The organism is Bacteroidia bacterium (assembly GCA_020852255.1).
In the GTDB taxonomy this organism is placed as follows: domain Bacteria; phylum Bacteroidota; class Bacteroidia; order JADZBD01; family JADZBD01; genus JADZBD01.
In genome coordinates this window covers 12,494-30,108 of the sequence record JADZBD010000014.1, presented here as the reverse complement: position 1 = coordinate 30,108, position 17,615 = coordinate 12,494, and the positions used below count along the sequence as shown (strand labels likewise).

16 protein-coding genes and 1 tRNA gene are annotated in these 17,615 nt (G+C 45.9%); 5 read left to right on the top strand and 12 right to left on the bottom strand.

All coding sequences use genetic code 11. From position 1 onward, the window contains the following. Positions 1-21 precede the first annotated feature (21 nt). Entirely contained in the window at positions 22-264 is a 243-nt protein-coding gene (locus IT233_07580; GenBank protein ID MCC7302484.1) for a hypothetical protein, read from the top strand. Beyond that, a complete protein-coding gene (locus tag IT233_07575; GenBank protein ID MCC7302483.1) occupies positions 221-532 on the top strand; it encodes a rhodanese-like domain-containing protein in 312 nt (103 codons plus the stop codon). Before IT233_07580 ends, IT233_07575 begins: the two co-directional genes overlap by 44 nt. A 26-nt stretch (positions 533-558) precedes the next feature. Here the strand turns inward: IT233_07575 and IT233_07570 are convergent, their stop codons facing one another. From IT233_07570 to IT233_07560, 3 genes are read right to left on the bottom strand one after another with little or no spacing between them, the layout of a single operon-like run. Beyond that, the gene (locus IT233_07570; protein ID MCC7302482.1) at positions 559-1,473 is read right to left on the bottom strand and encodes an MBL fold metallo-hydrolase; all 915 of its coding nucleotides are present in this window, start codon (positions 1,471-1,473) and stop codon (positions 559-561) included. After that, positions 1,470-2,543: a PorP/SprF family type IX secretion system membrane protein gene (locus tag IT233_07565; protein ID MCC7302481.1), complete on the bottom strand. Its 1,074-nt coding sequence runs from the start codon at positions 2,541-2,543 to the stop codon at positions 1,470-1,472. The genes IT233_07570 and IT233_07565 overlap by 4 nt, the downstream gene beginning before the upstream one ends. Beyond that, entirely contained in the window at positions 2,540-5,689 is a 3,150-nt protein-coding gene (locus IT233_07560; GenBank protein ID MCC7302480.1) for a gliding motility-associated C-terminal domain-containing protein, read from the bottom strand. The genes IT233_07565 and IT233_07560 overlap by 4 nt, the downstream gene beginning before the upstream one ends. Positions 5,690-5,908: 219 nt before the next feature. Here IT233_07560 and IT233_07555 point away from each other — a divergent pair, with 219 nt between their 5' ends. Beyond that, entirely contained in the window at positions 5,909-8,308 is a 2,400-nt protein-coding gene (locus IT233_07555; GenBank protein MCC7302479.1) for a gliding motility-associated C-terminal domain-containing protein, read from the top strand. A 1-nt stretch (position 8,309) separates the two neighbouring features. On the opposite strand, the gene IT233_07550 is transcribed toward IT233_07555, so the two are convergent. Beyond that, positions 8,310-8,612 (bottom strand): GIY-YIG nuclease family protein, encoded by a 303-nt coding sequence (locus IT233_07550; GenBank protein ID MCC7302478.1) that lies wholly within the window; start codon positions 8,610-8,612, stop codon positions 8,310-8,312. A 272-nt stretch (positions 8,613-8,884) separates the two neighbouring features. After that, positions 8,885-10,657: a T9SS type A sorting domain-containing protein gene (locus IT233_07545; GenBank protein MCC7302477.1), complete on the bottom strand. Its 1,773-nt coding sequence runs from the start codon at positions 10,655-10,657 to the stop codon at positions 8,885-8,887. 216 nt (positions 10,658-10,873) lie between these two features. On the opposite strand from IT233_07545, the gene IT233_07540 reads away from it, so the two are divergent. Next, positions 10,874-10,947 (top strand) — tRNA-Asn (locus tag IT233_07540). On the opposite strand, the gene IT233_07535 is transcribed toward IT233_07540, so the two are convergent. From IT233_07535 to IT233_07525, 3 genes are all read right to left on the bottom strand, one after another. Further along, positions 10,913-12,460 carry a recombinase family protein gene (locus IT233_07535; protein ID MCC7302476.1) on the bottom strand — a complete coding sequence of 516 codons (1,548 nt, stop codon included), beginning with the start codon at positions 12,458-12,460 and terminating at the stop codon, positions 10,913-10,915. The two genes, IT233_07540 and IT233_07535, sit on opposite strands and share 35 nt — an antisense overlap. A gap of 220 nt (positions 12,461-12,680) precedes the next feature. Further along, positions 12,681-13,643 carry a MerR family transcriptional regulator gene (locus IT233_07530; protein ID MCC7302475.1) on the bottom strand — a complete coding sequence of 321 codons (963 nt, stop codon included), beginning with the start codon at positions 13,641-13,643 and terminating at the stop codon, positions 12,681-12,683. Positions 13,644-13,989: 346 nt separating this feature from the next. Then, on the bottom strand, positions 13,990-14,160 hold the full coding sequence (locus IT233_07525; protein MCC7302474.1) for a hypothetical protein: 171 nt from the start codon (positions 14,158-14,160) through the stop codon (positions 13,990-13,992). 189 nt (positions 14,161-14,349) lie between these two features. Here IT233_07525 and IT233_07520 point away from each other — a divergent pair, with 189 nt between their 5' ends. Continuing rightward, positions 14,350-14,559, top strand: coding sequence for a hypothetical protein (locus IT233_07520; GenBank protein ID MCC7302473.1), 210 nt, complete (start codon positions 14,350-14,352; stop codon positions 14,557-14,559). 206 nt (positions 14,560-14,765) lie between these two features. Here IT233_07520 and IT233_07515 read toward each other — a convergent pair whose 3' ends face one another. From IT233_07515 to IT233_07500, 4 genes are read right to left on the bottom strand one after another with little or no spacing between them, the layout of a single operon-like run. Then, a complete protein-coding gene (locus tag IT233_07515; GenBank protein ID MCC7302472.1) occupies positions 14,766-16,163 on the bottom strand; it encodes a hypothetical protein in 1,398 nt (465 codons plus the stop codon). After that, a complete protein-coding gene (locus IT233_07510; GenBank protein ID MCC7302471.1) occupies positions 16,138-16,638 on the bottom strand; it encodes a hypothetical protein in 501 nt (166 codons plus the stop codon). Before IT233_07510 ends, IT233_07515 begins: the two co-directional genes overlap by 26 nt. After that, positions 16,625-17,101 (bottom strand): hypothetical protein, encoded by a 477-nt coding sequence (locus tag IT233_07505; GenBank protein ID MCC7302470.1) that lies wholly within the window; start codon positions 17,099-17,101, stop codon positions 16,625-16,627. The genes IT233_07510 and IT233_07505 overlap by 14 nt, the downstream gene beginning before the upstream one ends. Then, positions 17,098-17,595: a hypothetical protein gene (locus tag IT233_07500; GenBank protein MCC7302469.1), complete on the bottom strand. Its 498-nt coding sequence runs from the start codon at positions 17,593-17,595 to the stop codon at positions 17,098-17,100. Before IT233_07500 ends, IT233_07505 begins: the two co-directional genes overlap by 4 nt. Positions 17,596-17,615 lie beyond the last annotated feature (20 nt).

Below are 17,615 nucleotides of genomic sequence, written 5' to 3'. Positions count from 1 at the left end.
TAGGATTACTAACTTTGTGCTATGAGAACTACTCTTCTCCGTTTCAAATGGATTCTCCTCGCGGTAACTATAGGTATTTCCGGAGGTTGGGCTTACTGGTATTTTATAGGGTGCAGCAGTGGAAGCTGTGCCATTACCTCCAATCCGTACAACAGCATGGGATACGGTGCGTTGCTGGGGCTGATACTATCCTGGGACAGCACGAAAAAGAAAAAGAAAAATGAGCTTTCTGACACAACTTCTCGGTCTGGGACCGAAAATTAATTTTCCCGGTTTAATGGATCGTGGTGCGCAGATCATTGATGTACGGTCGCCCCGTGAATTTTCCAACGGTCATATCAAAGGTTCCGTTAACATTCCTCTTCAGGATCTTCATTCGCGCATAAAAAAGATCCGGAAAGATACACCGGTGATTACTGTATGCGCCTCCGGGATGCGCAGCGCTCAGGCAAAAGGAGTTCTCTCGGCGAAAGGATATGAAGTGTATAACGGAGGCGGATGGGCTTCATTGGAAGCCAAACTGACTAAATAAATGCCCGATCAGGTACACGGAACCTGTTAAAGAATCTTCCCTGCTTGTCCGGCTATTCGAAAACCGGCTTTCAACACTTTCGCCCTCTCCTTAGCATCTCTGAGCAGCAGGTTGGTATGGTTAAAATGGATGAACACCACCTTGGCTTTTGTAGCCGCAGATTCATCTTTGAACAAGGTCATCGTTTCACTTACCAGGGGATGAGGAATAGTTTTTATATCGCGCCCGGGCAATTCATTCGCATCGTAGAACGTGGCATCCAGGAGGGCGTGATCATGTTCCTTTACCATTTTTACAATATCCTGATCCCATTTTTCCCATTTATCAATATCGGGGATAAACAAAACATCCGTGGTGTCAAAACAAAAACTGAATCCTGCTGTCTCCGAAAATTCGTCCCGGTGCGGAACCATCCACGCCTTAATCCGGAATCCGGCTACCGGTGAGATCGCTGAATCTTCCTTCATTTCGGTAATAGAGATATTTTTCAAAGAATCCAGCTGACTCCAGGGTCCGTTGGTACGCAGGAACTGTGCCATTTTGGGAAGTACATAAACCGGAAGATCTTTGGTATTCATCACCTCTCTTCCGAATTGCATCAGGCCGGTATAATGGCCGATATGTGCATGGGTAATGAAAATCCCATCCGGCAAATAGTTGAATTTTTTTTCGGTCAGTGTCTGAAAAAGTTCCAGTTGTTCTCTGATATCCGGTGTAGCTTCAAACAACCACCATTTTTTGCTGACATGATCAGCCAGAGCCAGGGAAACAACATAATCCCTCTCGTTTACATTCGTACAGCACGTTTTGACGCATCCGGTATGCGGCCGGCCGCCGTCCTGTGCTGTACCAAGAACGAAGAGTTCGAAGGATGAAGGGCGAAGGACAAGCGGAAAGGCGAATAGTACTATAAACAGGTGAATACGGAAATGCTTCTTCATATCCTCGACTTCACATTCTGATACAAAAAAGGGCTGGGGGTGGAAAATCTCAGGCTGATTTCGAATCCGCCGCGGCCCTGTGTGACAGAAGTTAGACCGGAAATATTGGTATCGTAGGAGATACCCAGGGAATACGCATCCAGTTCGATTAAGATCATGGGAATCACCGCATCTTTATTCCGGTAAAAGCAACCCAGCGACACCGCTGCCCCTTTTACATTTCCGGTATATTTTGACTCCTCTCTGAACTTGTACTTCAAAAGCAGCCCGCCGGTTAATTCCTTCAGCGCTCCCTGCTGCATAAATAAAACAGAGGGGCAAAGAGAATAAGGGCTGTTTGGGATTCCGAAAACGGATCCCAGTGTTGCCGTCCAGCGCCGGTTTAAACGTTCGCCGCTGCCTAAAAAAGAGCAGACCGGCCGGTTCAGATGATCAACACTGATGCCGGCACTAAAATGCTTATGGTCGTTGGAGGTCATATACCGTGCGGCGTCTCCATAATTCCAGAGTAAACCCGCGCCAAAATCAAAAAAGAAAAGACTTCCTGATGAAATGCTTTCACCGGACAACTGGGATGAATTATATACGCCGTTCGTGTACTGGGAATTCCACCGTAATCCGTCAGTGGTCAGACTACGTTGTGAAAACCCGCCGGAGAAGCCGGCTGAGAGGGTATTGTTCGGATCCAGCAGAACATGGTAAGCCAGCGAACTGTTGACGCGCGTATGTTTGATCCCTCCATCCCCGGCTTTATCGGTAAACCCCTGAAGCCCCCACGCTAATCCTTTAACCAGTTTCTTTTTGAACGTGCTGGTCATCTTTTGAATCCGGGTCCAGCGCTTCTGGTTAAACTTCATTTCAAAAGATCCGGCGGAAGTGCGAAAAGCATTCACACTTCTCCACTGCTCCTTATGCTGCAATGTGGCGATCAGATCCTTGGATACCGCGGTGTTTGCCGGATTTATTTGCAGAGAAGAGAAGGTGTATTGAGAAAAGTGAACATCCTGAGCGTAATAACGAGCCGGAAACAGGCAGAAGGAAGTGACCAGTAGAAAAAAGGTCGATCTCATCGGACGAGTGTGATGTTTCCTTTTTGTTCGAATTGCTCCCCATTGCTCAATGTGGCCACGAAATGATAAACAAACGCCGTAGTGTTCAACTCTTTGCCCTTGTATTTCCCATCCCAACAATCCGCTATGTTTTCTGTCTCGAACACTTTCTCTCCCCAGCGATCGTATATCTTCAGATTAAACGATTCTATACATAAATTTTGCGGAACACAAAGCTCGTCGTTTCTTCCATCGTTGTTCGGAGAAAATGCCGTTGGCATCAATGTTTCGAGAATCTCCGTTCCGCAGGGCACATCCACACTGATCGTAACACACGCAGAGGCGGTACAGCCGCCCGCATCCGTTGCTGTTACGCAATAGGTGGTGGTTACGGTTGGACTTGCGACGGGCGACTGACAAGTGGTACAGGATAATCCCGCTGCCGGATTCCACAGCCAGGTAATTCCTCCCACCACCGTCAACTGGCTTGCTCCTCCCTGCCCTATCGTTGTGAGCGTTGCGGATGCGGAAACGCTCATTGGCGCGGGTTGGGTAATACTCACTGTTTGACTTACAGTACACCCGTTGGCATCCGTAACAGTACAGGTATATATTCCTGCACTAAGTCCTGTTGCTGCAGCATTCGAACCACCGGAAGGTAACCATGCATACGTGAAGGGACCATTGCCGGTTGCTGTGGCCGTAGCTGAACCATTGTTTCCTCCATTACACGTTACATCAACGTTTGAAAGTGTAAGAGCAGGAACGGAAGAAGTGGTAACAGTAGCCGTTGCGGTAACCGAACAGCCGTTGGCATCGGTTACTGTTAGTGTGTACGTGCCGGCAGACAGTCCGCTCGCATTGGCATTGGTACCGCCGGAGGGTGACCATTGGTAAATATATCCGGGGGTTCCTCCTCCGGCGTTCCCTGTGATACTCCCGTTGTTGTTTCCGCAGGTAGCAGAAACAACAACGGGGTTAGCGCTCAGGGCTGAGGCCGGCTGCGTGATGGTCACCGTTGCGGTAAGCGTACAGCCGTTGGCATCTGTTACCGTAACGGTATAAGTTCCGCCTGCGAGTCCGGTGGCGGTGGCACCTGTTTGCGCATTACTCCAGAGATACGTAAAGGGAGATGAGCCTGCTGGCAGTGCAGTAGCGGTGCCGTTATTTTGCCCGAAACATAAAACATTCTGCTGGGAGGTACTGAGCGAAAGCAAAGGCGGGCCTTGTACGGTAACGGTATCAGAATAAGTATCGCCGCAGGCATTGGTAACCGTTACAGTATACAAGCCAGCACATAATCCGGTGGCGGAAGAAGTAGTTTGCCCACCCGGACTCCAGAGGTAGGAGGCAGCCAGGCAGGAGTTACTCACCGTTACAGATGCGGTTCCGTTGCAAGTGGTGCATGAAGAAGGAGTTTGGGCAAGGGTAAGCACAACAGCCAGGCTGGGAGGCAGCTGGATCTCCGCAACAAAATTCTTTCCGGTAGCGTACAGCAAGTTGTTCAGCCCCAGTTTAAGATCGTACACTGTATCGGGGAGTGCGATTGTAGTAAGCAGCGTTAGGTTGGGATCATACACGTTCACCTGATTGTTAGCTCCTGCATACACATTGTTGCAACGATCCGTGGTTAATCCGCCTTCCTGGTACGGAGTGCCGGTCACATTGACAGAGGTGATAAAGGCACCTGTGTTCTTGTCCCACTTTTTCAGCACGGCACCATCGAAAGTATACAGCCAGTTTGCGCTTACGGCCATTCCGTTATATCCCATCACCGGGAAAATCCAGCCGCCCACATTCCTGCATCCGGCGTAGGCGAATGTATATCCGTTGTTCCCGTTCCATGCAGTAGGTGCAAGAGTATTGGCGGGAACCTTTGCCATCTCTCCGGAGTTGCCTGCCACATAAAGATCATTGGCATTGGTGCAATTATCAATGCACATCAGTGTGTTGTCGTTCATCACGCCGGCCGTAATATTCACCGGGGTAAAATTCAGGTTCACATCCATGATTTCAACCGTATTTCCCACCCCTCCAATTAAAAATTCATTGGTAACGCGGTTAAATTCCATTCTCCACATTTCGGTACTTGTACTCGCGTTCTGGAGCACCAGCGCCCCTGCAGGATCCACCTTGTGCATCAGCGTAGGGCCGGTCTTCCCTTCCGCGATGTAAGAGAAACCGGTATTCTCGTCAACTGCAAAATCTCCATAGGCATAATACCCTCCCATCATATTGTAAACCCACTGCAAGGCGCCGGTGTTGTCGAATCTGGCCAGCTGAAGAGGATTATAAGATCCCAGCACATATACATTCCCGGCGTTATCGTAATTGATATCATACCCTGCATTGTAACCTGAAAAAGCAGGATTGCTGATCCATGGATCAATAACGAGGGTACGCGAGGGGTCAAACTTTTCGAGAGAGAAGATCATCTCCGAAGTTCCGGAGTAGGTGCAGGAAAGCAGCTTCCGGTTGTCCTGGTAGTAGACCAGGGGGGCGTGATCGGTGAAACTTCCCAGGGATGTCTGTACAAAACGGTCGCCGTTCTCCAGTGCAGTAATCTTGTTCGCGTTATGGTAAATAATCCTGATCAAACCGGGGTCTGCACCCGGATGAACAATAAAATCATACTTGAGGCCTTGCTTATTCTCCTTCAGATAGCATTCCACGTCTATGCCCGGATAAATATTACGGAGCAATACCTTTTTAAATGTTCTGGCTTTCAGGCTCACATAATGGTTGCCCTCTTTTGCGCCGAAGGTGTGATAATGGTGCTGCATTTCCATGCCTTCCGCTTCTACACCCGCTCCCGCTCCCTTCCACTCTATTCTGACGAATTCCGGTAACAGTTTAAAATCTGACCAATGCCCGTTCTTCATTTTAAATTCCCTCGAAGGCGAATCCTTCCACCGCTTCTCCTTCTCTTCACTGCTGAGCGGCACCACCCGGTCGTGCCGGTAAACAATGCCTTTATCAGTAACGTAGATATCCATTCCCAGGTTGCGGGTTTGAAAAAGTACCCGCTGACCCGGAATCAGATCATTCCATTGTCCGGCATTTTCTGTGAAAACAGGCTGTTCAAAAGGATCCTGAGACCAGCTTACAGATTGGGCAGATGCCCAAAAGCAGTGGGACAGGAAAAGAAGAGCGAAAAAAGACTTCATGCGGAACGAGGCGTCAATTTGGTAAATGTACCAAAAAGAGAATGTTTATGTAACGGGGGTTGCAGGGACTAAACCGATTTCGAAGTTTTACAAATTCAGCAGGATAGTCATTGGAAAAATGAAAATAGTATCGTAAATTCGTAACTTACTGGTTTTCACCGAATAAGTTACGCAGAGCAATGCAACATCAACAGAAAAGTCTGTGTCTGACAGAGGTACATGCATAGCATCTTGAAATACCTGATCCCGGTGTTGCTGGGAATACTACCGGCAGTGTTGCCGGCTCAAACTCCTGCATGTCCGAGCGTGGTCACGGGGCCTAATCAAACGATCTGCAGCGGGTGTACCAATATTACAGCCACAATCCAGGGCACGGTAGCCACCACGGGATATACTGTTGCGTCAATTCCCTATAGTCCTTACCCGTATAATGTAGGCACACCCATTCTGGTTGGGATAGATGATGTATGGTCAGCGGTGGTAAACCTTCCATTCTGTTTCGAGTATTACGGAAATACCTACACACAATGTCTGATCGGATCCAACGGACTGGTATCATTCGATTTGGCGAATGCCAATGGCTACAATACATGGCCTATTTCCACCGCAATGCCTTCCAACATGGATCCGGATATGCTTAATTGCATTATGGGACCCTGGCATGATATTGATCCGGGCGTGGGCGGAACTATTTACTGGCAGATCGGCGGCACAGCTCCCTGCAGATATCTTGTAGTATCCTTCTACCAGATTCCGATGTTTTCCTGCAATAATCTCATTGCAACGCATCAGACTGTTTTATACGAAACAACCAATGTTATTGATATTTACATTCAGAACAAGCCCACCTGCACCACATGGAACGGAGGAGCGGCCATTGAAGGGTTGAATAACCAAACCGGCACGGCAGGGGTTATTGTACCCGGAAGAAATTTTCCCACGCAGTGGAATGCCGCCAACGATGCACAGCGTTTCACACCCAATGGCGCCCCGCAGTATACCTTTTCGTGGCTGGACGGGAATAACAATGTAGTGGGAAATACTCCCACCCTGAATGTTTGTCCCACCACTACCACTACCTACACCGCAGTAGTTACAAACCAAACCTGCAGCGGAACCATCACCGTAACGGCAACTACCACGGTTACGGTAGGCGGGCTTCAGATTGCCACAGTTTCCACACCCTCTTCCTGTTCAGGAAATACGGGCACGGCTACCGCAACGCCCACAGGGCCGGGACCCTTCACCTATCTGTGGTCACCGGGAAATCAAACCGGACAAACTGCCACAGGACTTTCTTCCGGAGTTTACACGGTAACGATTTCTGATCCCAACGGATGCACCGGTACGGCCACTGTAACGGTGGGTAATCCGGGGAACATTTCCACAGCGGTAGCTAACCAAACTAATATTCCCTGCTTCGGACAAAACAACGGCAGTATAAATATTACGGTAACCGGAGGCACAGGTCCCTTCAATTACAACTGGAGTCCTTCAGGCGGAACAACAACCAACGCCACAGGACTTAGTGCCGGCACTTACACATTCACGGTTACCGATGCCAACGGATGTACCTCATCGCAAACAATTACCATCACCCAACCTCCGCAATTAACCCTGAACACCACCAACACCGTTCCCACAGCCTGCGGGCAAAACAACGGCTCTGCAACGGTTTCTGCGGGTGGTGGGAATGGTGCTTACACTTATAACTGGGCGCCAAATGGCGGAAATGGCAGCAGCGCAACAGGCCTAGGCGTGGGTATTTATACCATTACTGTTACGGATGCTAATGGATGCACTGCTACCACCACTGCCAACATTGCACCAACCAATCCGGCGGTGGCGACGTTCTCAGGAATCGACACGGTGGGATGCGCACCTTTGTGTGTAACGTTCTCGAACACCTCCCCTTCAGCAACCACCTGTATGTGGGATTTTGGCGATGGCGGAAATTCCACGAACTGCAATCCCGTTTACTGCTACCCTGTTCCGGGAACTTATAATGTAACACTAACCATCACCGACGCATCGGGATGTCCGGGAACCGTAACGCATACCGCTATGGTGATCGTGCAGCCTCAGCCCACGGCGAATTTCTCCGCGAGTCCGCAGCCTGCTTCAGTAAGCAATCCTACGGTTTATTTCACTGACGGCAGCAGCAATGCCACGGCCTGGCAATGGTACTTTGGTGATCCGAATAATTCTACCTCTACCCAGCAGAATCCAAGTTTCACATACAGCGCACCCGGCACATACACCGTAACCCTGATTGTGACGAACGGAAATTGCTCAGATACCATTTTCCTTACGGTAGTAGTGGAGGAAGATTTCACATTCTATGCTCCGAATGCCATCACGCCAAATGGCGACGGCAACAATCAGGTATTTCTTCCCAGGGGAATTATGTGGGATATGGGGAAATATGAACTCTACATCTATGACCGCTGGGGCAATCGCATTTTTGAAACAACAGACCCCACGCTGGGGTGGGACGGAAAAGTTCAGGGCGGATCAGGGAGGATCGTTCAGGAGGACGTGTACGTATGGAAAGTAATCGTATATGACCACCATGCGAAGAAACATGAATTTGTGGGTCACGTGAGTGTGATCCGGTAGATCAGCGTTCCACCCGGTACAATTTTTCCAAAGGACCCTTGGGGGTATAGTCAGGTTTTACCATTTTCACAATCAGTTCCTCCTCTGCCTGGGTTTTAAGGTATCGTTCGATTTTTTCCGCGTCGCCGCTGCTGCCCCGTACTTCGAAGACGGCCAGCAATTGCCAGTCTTTGTATTTCCCCGTAAACTTTTCCATTTCCCCGTTGTTATGCATTTCAAGGCGCTTCCACGGGTTCTGCGCTCTGCCAATGTAAAATTTATCAGCACGGACAGAGAAGAGGATGTAGATGTGGATAGGAGTCATTCCGGAATCAGATCAGAACAATGTGCGTATAAAATTCATGAGAATGAATCAATAATACAATTTCTTACACATCAGTTAAAACAAAAAAGCCACCAAAACTAACGACTTGTCTAACGGAGCTGCCTCTCTTGGGCTTGGTTCGGCCGTTCGGCAAGCTCGCTATTGTAGGTTCACAATACGAAAGATGGAAGTTAACTAATACCAAAACATACCCCCTGGTTATAATATTCCTTCCTGTTTATATTACTTCAGTGGAATTGTCAGAGCCTTGCTTATCGCTTCACAACCTTAACCGTAACCTTTCCTACAGTACTTTGTACCTGAACAAAGTACACTCCGTTGGGTAAATCCTGTACCTCAAACTGAGGGTTTTGATTTGTGACCTCAAATGCAGCCATGTTCTCCCCTAAAGTGTTGAGAATGGTAACCTGCGCTTTCTCTTGTCCCTGCAATAGGGATTCAAGTCCGATTAAAACAATACGGTTTGTAAATGGATTGGGATAAGCGAGTATAGTACCCTGAAAGTTGTTTCCGTAAGAAAAAATGCCTGTGGTTACGGTATTCCCTAATTTATTGAAGTCAGCGTTATTGAATCGGAAATTGCCCAGGTATTTATGTTGTCCCGGCTGAAACAAATCTGTAGGCACCGTTGCCCGGTTGAATGCAATGGGCACTTCGTAATCCGTGGAGGTGGGAGTTAAAACATAATACGAAGTCACACCAAAGGTCATTTCTCCTGAAGCGTTCGTTACTCCGGCAGATACGTTTACACTGTCGGTCCATAGTCCGGATACCACATCTACGGCCTTTACAAATGCATCCGGTTTGCTGTTCCCTCCCACATTGTTAAGGGTGGTATCTGTAACATACCAGGTAAAAAACACTTTGTTACCAGCCCAGTTCATGCTTGCCTGCGGACGAGTATATTCTTCAATGGTGCTGCTCGCGTCGAAAAAATAATATTGGCGATGCGGTTTATGTAACAAAGTCATGTTCCATGTACTTCCTCCATTTGGACTCCAGAGTTCAAACATTCCCCAGTTTCCATACGTCGTGTCCATCCCCCAGGAACCATTGGAAATGCCGGCCGCAAAAATGATGTGAGGATTCCCGTTCATATCCACAACCATGTCTAATTCCGTACCGGTAGTGTATGTGGGTGCCGAAACTCCCAGCAATGCGCCTACACCAGACAAGGAGACATTCACGGGACTGGTCCAGTTTTGCCCGCCGTTTGTTGTTTTACAGATGATCGGATAGTAAGAAGAATCTATAGAGCTGAACGATGCGTTATGTCCGAGTACTACCAGATATCCGGTGTTGCCATTGGGTGCATAGGACAAGCGATGATCTCCATACGCGACGGAATTAATAAGATTGGTGGGTTGTTGGTTCAATGGCATATACAAGCGTGAGCGGGTATAGTCAAAATCATTGGTGCTGGTATTCCAAACTCCTTTGTAAAGAAGTATCGAATCACGGTAGTCTCCGCTGTTCGAATCACAGGAAAGATCGCTTAGCCAGGCAATACCTTGCTGCGTGACAAAAAATTCTTCCGGGACAAAACCGGTAAATCCGGCATTGAACGTATCAGCACGCTGGGTGCTAAGCATGTTTCCCCCGATCTGAGATCTCCCATAAACCTGGGAATTCCAATACGATGGATTAGCACAAGGGGCATAATAGGCAAGAAATGCGCTATCAGGAACAGTATTTGAAGGAGGATTGTAAATAACACATTGAGGATATCTCGCGGCATGATTATTAAGTGGTGTGGTAAAAACCGGACCCACATTGCTAGTCCAGGACGCTCCTCCATCTTTGGAAATGTCGTAGCGCAAGTAGCCCGTATTGGGATCGCCTGTTGGAGTTCCGCCTCGATGAATATACACGATGGTGTTCAGATTTGGATCTGCCCAGAGATAGGTTTTCGTTCCAAATGCAGATGTGAACATATTGCCGGACATTCCCAGGTTAGTTACATTGATCTGGGCCACGGAGGACACAAACACGAAAAGTTGGAGCAGGAGGATCTTTGATTTCATAGCCCTGAGATTTTAAATCCAATTTACGTATATATTCGCAAGCTTCATAGAAAGTGCGTGTTCTTAAATACAGAAATCACGAGTACTCATCTGAAATACAACTACTTGTATGGAAAATATTTTTTTGCAAATCCCCCTTCAATACCTAAATTTGCAATCCTTTAAAACACCCCGGCTAACGCAAAGGTGTTTCTTAATGTACCAGAATAAATAAATTCCTCCTTAGCTCAGCTGGTTAGAGCACATGACTGTTAATCATGGGGTCCTTGGTTCGAGCCCAAGAGGGGGAGCCCAATTGGGCTGGAGACAAAAATTAGTTTCCGGCCCTTTTTTATTTCCGCTGAAAGCCCCGTGGTTTGGGCAAAGCGCCTCCACTGTAGGGCATAACTGTTTGGTTCGAACTGCCCCGTTTTCGTAAGTAACAGGGTAAGGAAAAAATGAACTTAGGATCTTCTGTTTTACGTTCACACTATTAGTTTTCGCAAAGTAACGGTCGATACCCCTGAACAGGTTGGTGTCATACTCCAAATAACGCAAGAAGTTGCCATCCGCCAACTCAATTCGCGCCAATTCCCGCTGTAATTCCGCATTAGCTTCCTCGTAGCGCTTCTTAATGGCTTTATACTCCATAATGTCGAGACCGCCATCTAAAAGCAGCGTTTGGGCGGCATTTGCCCTTACAGAATTCTTAGCAATTTCTTCTTTGAGCTTGATAGTGGAACTGGATTGCCCTTTCTGCCGGGAATAAAACACATCCTTCAAAACCTCATAATGGAAGGTAATCACGGTATCATCTGCGCGGAGCTTGGCCAATTCATCAAGGAAAACGCCATTGGCCTCCTCGGCTTTGAACCGCTCATTACATCCCTTCGTACAGTGATAATAGAAATACTTACCTCCATTCCCTTTTGAGCCACTGCCGGTAAGTTTCCTGCCGCACTTTTTACAGTACAGGAACCCACGGAGGGGGAGTTGTTCGCGCTGTTTGTCGTGATAGATGAATTTTTTTCTTCCGTTCAGAATATTTTGAACAGTATAAAAAGTATCATCATCAATTAACGGTTGATGAATTCCCTGGACTACCTGCGCTTCTTCATCCTTTAATGCCGGGATCAAAATCTTTCCGATATAAACAGGATTTTTCAAGAGGTTTGGGAAATTGTTCTTGCAGCACTTGAACCCCTTCCTCAGTAATTTCTTACGCACTTCCTCCATCAGATAAGCCCCGGTACTCATTTCAGCAAACGCCTCCCTGACAAGCGGAGCATCTTTACTCGGAATAATGATTGAGCCTCCTCTTTCATCCCGCGAATTCTTATACCCGATAGGGGCTTTATTCATCCACCGGCCCTCCTTCATTGCTCTTCGCATTCCATTAATGGTATTGATGGAACGCCTGTCATTTTCCACTTCAGGTGCCGCAAGATAAAAAGCGAGCATCATCTTGTTTTCGGGAACAGATAAATCCAATGGCTGCTCGATTGCCTGGCATTCAATGCCGAGTTTACGGAACTGACTTATCATGTAATAGGAATCCCCGGCATTTCGGGAAAACCTATCCCACTTGATAAACAAAAGCAAGTCAACATCAGCCCGGTTTTTCTTTGCAAAGTCAAGAAGTTTTTTAAACTCTGGCCGGTCAAATGTTTTTGCAGAATGATCATCTTGAAAATGTAGAACAATGTCTATACCCTTCAAAGAGCAGAATTTTTGGAGTCGGTCTTCCTGATCTTTCAGACTGTAGCCCCTATCAGCTTGCTCGTCTGTAGATACCCTGGTGTAGATTATCGCCCGCTTTCTCATTTTTTATTTTGTTTAAATATTCTTCGTACTCAATCTCTGCCAGTTTGTAGCAGAAATCTCTAATTGTTTTGATTTGTTCGTCTGTGTAGGTTCTTCCGTTTTTGCATAATACTTCTCTGCATTTTTCTAATGATAACATGGTTTTACATCGTTGTCATGCGCTTCCTTTTTTCGGTTGGCACACAGATGTATATTCCGGGTTGATTTGTTCAATCCCATTTTACGCTGCTTTGAATTTTTTCTTTGTTGTTCGCTGAAACTTTACAATCTTCCCTCCTGCGGTGGTATAGGATATATCCTGGTAGCCGTGCCTCAATATATGGTCGAGGTATCGCGCTTCAACATTCACCGTGTCGAGATTTTCGGTTGCTTCGATCAACGAGATTTTATTATTACCATCAAAGCGAATGGTTAATTCACTCAGTTTTTTTTCTCTTATATATTTTATCACCTCCTGTTCTTCTTCTGTCAGCACATGAAATCTTGGCTCTTCATTTTCAATCTTTTCGTACATAATATAATCCCTCACCAACCCGGCAAGCGAAATAGAAATATGATCCTTTTCTAAAATAGCTCCGAATCCAAGTTTAATATACTGATCTCTTTTGTCCTCGGCCCAGGGAAATACTTTACCCCGCTTGTCAATGATGAAATAAACATTATTCCGGGTGATGATGTAATTACCAAGAATAAAAGTTAGCATGGTAAAATGCCCGGCTATGTCTTTTGGAGTGGGTTCGTCCTTGCTTTCCTTTATGAGCTTCAATAATTCATTAGGGAAAGACTGCATGATCTTCTGTTCATGCTTATTTAAATACTTCATTCCTTCCCCGGTAGCATAATCCAATGAGTCAATAAGCTCTTTCACAGGGAAGGGAGTAGCCAACACTTTCTTCGTCAATAAAATTTTCTCTGTCGACATTCCAAAATTCTTCAGCTTAATGATAATGTTCATCCATGCGTACTCTACAAAACTGAACCGCTTCCAGTCCCGTGGGTCTTCCTTGTCATCCGTAAGCAAGCCCTCCTTTGCCCAAACATGCAGGGTTTTATAAGTCACCTGAAAGTCCTTCTTAGTGAAATGCTTCTCATTTAACCGTTCAATGAGCGGCTTCAGTCCTTCGTAATGAATAAGTCCTACGAATTCTGAAAACAAGTTTTGCTTGGTTGAATCCACCGTCATAGGCACCTCAAAAATTATGCCTAAAGGTAATATTTAACTTTGACATGACAAAATGTAGGGAAGATTTTATAGGGTTGGAATAAAGTGACCGTTGCTTAAAATAGCCATGTTTTTACCAAAAATCAGCATAAAACAGTCAAAATCAGACAGTTTTTGACGAAAATGAGTGATTTTTCCGGAAATCATTCAAATTGACTAAAACGGACATTATCGAACTTTTTATCGAACCGTCAAGTTCTGCATTTCAGATAGTTACATTACAAGCATTCTGTTCAGTTAACCGGGCCGGGCCTATATCGAACGCAGAAAAAACCAGTAGTTCGATAAATGGGCCTTCAGTTCAAGTTTATCGAACCTGATAAAATGCTGTCTGCCATAATCCTGACAAATATTCCAGCGCTTCAGTAAACCGGGCAGCCCTTAAATCGAACCCTATCCATGCTCCGATCACATCACAAGCGCATGACATTTCATCATATCGCATGGTTATCGCATCGCTTACCCATGCCGGACGCATCAGTGACTCTTTGGGGAGCGATTACGGAGGAATTAAGGAGTAGTTGAAAATTAATCCGGAGGATTAGGGAGGAACGCGGGATTATTCCGGGGGAATATGGGGGAGATTCCGGGGCGACCGGGGGGGACCGGAATACCTGGCGATATCGTCCTCAAAAAATGAGCTTTACCGCCAAAAAATGAATTATTTATGAAACAGACTGAATTAGTAATGCGGGCGATCCCAGTAAAAACATATTCCGTTAAGGAAGTGGCCGGGCTGTACGGGATAAGCGGAAAAACCCTGAAAAAATGGCTGGCTCCTTTCGAAAAAGAAATTGGTCAACGGATAGGATATTTTTATAACCCCAAGCAAGTGAGAATAATCTTTGACAAATTAGGATTGCCAGGATCACATTAACTAAAAAAAGCCCGGCATTACCCGGGCCCTTGCTCAACGCGCAATTGCTGCAACTACAGCAATTAGGAGGATGAATCCGAGAATAGCTAACATTACTTTCGCGAAATCACCGTCTGCCTTTACACAAACATCAGCTTTACATAGCTGTACAGTTCCGTTCATAACGAATGGTATTAGTTAACCTCAATCTTTCGTATTGTGAAGCTTCAACGCTCGCTATCGGTCAGCAGAGGAACCTGGGCAGGTAAAAAACCATTCCTGCTCATTTCAATACTATATTTCTGTTTATCGTGGATGATTGCCTGTTTATGCTCGATACTTCTCAAATGCACCACAATGGTATCATACCTGATACCACCATTTAATCCTCGAAGAAGCTCGGCAATTACGAGTGCCCCGGCAAAGGCCCCTACAAATGAAGTTGATATTGCTTTTCTCGCAAGGGTTTGAGCAATAATTCCACATTCTTTTTTTTCGAGATGTGCAAATTTTTCAAGAATAAGGGAATTTACTTCCAGCTCTTGGGAGACTGCTCCACCCCAAATATCATTTGGAGATTTAAATGAATCTGGAAAAGTATGCAAGATGATATTATCAAACAAAGATAAATTTCCTCCCAGAGCTGCTTCTATAACCAAATCAAACCCGGCATTTTCCAGGTGTACCCTGGAAGAAGCTGAATCAAACCCGCAAAGCGCCACTAATGGTTCGCCATCATTAGGTTTTGTTGTCACATCAAATTTTCTTTCTGTTACTATAGTCCTAAACCCTCTGTCTTCGAGCCAATCGCTGCATACTCTTGTTTTATATTGGCCATCGTGTTTCTGTTCACATAGAAGACCGGCACTCAAATTCGCATGTGCCATTCTATCGTAATCTTGTAAAAGGACGGATACTTGCGAAGGATTTTCATATGGAAGGAAAGCGATATTCCACAAATATGCTTGACCCAAATGACCTAAGCCAAGTAGCCAGTATTTTTCAGGCAAGAATTTTACTTCCGGTCCCCTGGATTGGGGATCAAGCCAATCTATATCGGGTCGCCACAACGAAACCCCCACCGAGGAGTCTCCGGCTGAATTATTAACTCCAGCAACTCTAAGAAATGCCGTTCCTACACCTAATGCTCCTGCTGCGATGCCACCAATCGGAATACTATTATTTTCCTGTAATTGAGGCTCCAAATCTCCACTTAATATACCCCCCTGCCATGCATTGCAAACAATCTCTAAGGAATTATCGTCAATGTTTGCTGGTGCACCGAATGTTAACGTAAAACACCCTTCGACTACTTTTTCTTTAATTTCCCCTCCCAACCCTACAACTACTTCATTCAAAGTATTTCTGGTTGACCAGGGAAGTAAAAATTTTATATTTTCTGGGAGTACAACAAATATTCCTCCAAGAAATGCCCGCTTCCCGGTGTTAAGTGCAGTTAATAATGCTGCCTGAAGGGGAATAGAGGTTCTTATGGCCTCACCACAAACCAGGTTTAATTTTAACCCTGCAAGAGTATCCAGCGCCTCCTCATAGGAACAATTATGTTTAGACATAATGCAGATAGCAAGGCGATTAAAATTATTTTCTGTTACTTCTTTTCTCATTTTTTTGTTCAATAAATTTTATCGCACCCGGATTGGCGGTCCAGGTCTTCCACTTCCGGTCGCCCATATATTCATAAATGCCAACTCCGTTTAAAAGTTGCTTTTTATTTTTTGCAAAGTTGGGAACTATTAATGCAATGTGTCCTTTCTGAGCGGTCATGGGATGAGCCTTATCAGATGGACTTTGACCCGTCCACGCACCAGGGTGCGTGTGAACATCGGCCCAAACACGGAGGCTGTTTTCAATACAATGTTTCCATAGAGGAATATATCCGTTCCCACTGAAAATAATTATCCCCGAATCAAAGGCATGTGGATCAAGATCATTATAACAAATGAAAGAGGAGATCGCATTTTTATCGACTGGGCCGAGCAAAAAGGCTCCGGTTTCGCGCTTCCCTTTCCCACGAGTTCGTAATTGTCCTATAAGTTTAGTCCACAGGTGTTGAGATATTTCCAGTTTAGGAATTGACATAATCAGCAGAATTTAAAAGTCTATGGAGAAAATGTAAGTACTTATCAATTTTAAAAGTTGGCTGCCACCATAATTCCGGATGTCGTGCCTGCCAGTCTCCATGTCCTCCCATTGCCAGGCGATCACAAGGAGCATAAAGCGCGTTGGGATTCCAACTGGGCCTAAATACAGACGACACGAATTTATTCCCCTTGGGCCATAAATTATCTGGCAGTCGTTGATTCCCATCTATGTCCCAGGGGCAAGCTGTTGGCGCGGATGCTGAATAGCCTGACAGCTCAAATCTGAAATAATACATATTAGGCGCATTCGGTTTTGGACTTGCCTGCACCCAAATTATGACATATGGCCATGTAGGGCGTTGCGGGTTGTCATCCACAATTCCCCACATGCCATTGTCCACTCCGATTTGAAATTCGGCCTCTTCAACATGAGTATTAAAAAGCTGTAAATCCGGTCTCATCCTTGAACCTGGGTATTGTGTATTAGTAAAAGTTTGATTTCGCAATGAGGAGACGCTACGAACGAGCCTATGTGATCCGTTTTCTGCAAAACATTCCCGTTGGGCAGCTTCAGGATCAAATCAGCAGCATCTTTTTCACTGATATTAAATTCCTTTGCCGCTTTTTTAAGAATCATTGCCCCGGTAGCAGACGGGGGAACGCTTAAGACCTTAATCTGACCATTATATTCTACCGTAACAGCAACCTTGCGGCAGCGGTGACAGTGAACTCGATGTCGCTTTTTTATCCCTGCCTGTTCAATATGATGTCCTTTGTTCTTGGGCTGTTCTTCGTCTTCAAAGAAAAGCTCTATTTCATCTACCTTTGCATCATGAAGGTTAGCTACTTCGCGATACTTATTGATTACGTCTGCAATAGTAGCTTCGGCAGATACTTCTACCAGTTTTGGCTCGGGACAACCCTCGCCATTCAAATAAAGTTGAATTGTTTTCATTTTTCTTAGTTTTTGATTTG

Excerpts from the sequence above, each read along its gene's own strand:
- IT233_07580 (MCC7302484.1), top strand. The coding sequence starts at position 22 with ATGAGAACTACTCTTCTCCGTTTCAAATGGATTCTCCTCGCGGTAACT.
- IT233_07530 (MCC7302475.1), bottom strand. The coding sequence starts at position 13,643 with ATGACGGTGGATTCAACCAAGCAAAACTTGTTTTCAGAATTCGTAGGA.
- IT233_07515 (MCC7302472.1), bottom strand. The coding sequence starts at position 16,163 with ATGAGAAAAGAAGTAACAGAAAATAATTTTAATCGCCTTGCTATCTGC.
- IT233_07545 (MCC7302477.1), bottom strand. The coding sequence starts at position 10,657 with ATGAAATCAAAGATCCTCCTGCTCCAACTTTTCGTGTTTGTGTCCTCC.
- IT233_07570 (MCC7302482.1), bottom strand. The coding sequence starts at position 1,473 with ATGAAGAAGCATTTCCGTATTCACCTGTTTATAGTACTATTCGCCTTT.
- IT233_07550 (MCC7302478.1), bottom strand. The coding sequence starts at position 8,612 with ATGACTCCTATCCACATCTACATCCTCTTCTCTGTCCGTGCTGATAAA.
- IT233_07525 (MCC7302474.1), bottom strand. The coding sequence starts at position 14,160 with ATGCGTCCGGCATGGGTAAGCGATGCGATAACCATGCGATATGATGAA.
- IT233_07565 (MCC7302481.1), bottom strand. The coding sequence starts at position 2,543 with ATGAGATCGACCTTTTTTCTACTGGTCACTTCCTTCTGCCTGTTTCCG.
- IT233_07520 (MCC7302473.1), top strand. The coding sequence starts at position 14,350 with ATGAAACAGACTGAATTAGTAATGCGGGCGATCCCAGTAAAAACATAT.
- IT233_07575 (MCC7302483.1), top strand. The coding sequence starts at position 221 with ATGAGCTTTCTGACACAACTTCTCGGTCTGGGACCGAAAATTAATTTT.
- IT233_07555 (MCC7302479.1), top strand. The coding sequence starts at position 5,909 with ATGCATAGCATCTTGAAATACCTGATCCCGGTGTTGCTGGGAATACTA.
- IT233_07505 (MCC7302470.1), bottom strand. The coding sequence starts at position 17,101 with ATGAGACCGGATTTACAGCTTTTTAATACTCATGTTGAAGAGGCCGAA.
- IT233_07510 (MCC7302471.1), bottom strand. The coding sequence starts at position 16,638 with ATGTCAATTCCTAAACTGGAAATATCTCAACACCTGTGGACTAAACTT.
- IT233_07500 (MCC7302469.1), bottom strand. The coding sequence starts at position 17,595 with ATGAAAACAATTCAACTTTATTTGAATGGCGAGGGTTGTCCCGAGCCA.
- IT233_07560 (MCC7302480.1), bottom strand. The coding sequence starts at position 5,689 with ATGAAGTCTTTTTTCGCTCTTCTTTTCCTGTCCCACTGCTTTTGGGCA.
- IT233_07535 (MCC7302476.1), bottom strand. The coding sequence starts at position 12,460 with ATGAGAAAGCGGGCGATAATCTACACCAGGGTATCTACAGACGAGCAA.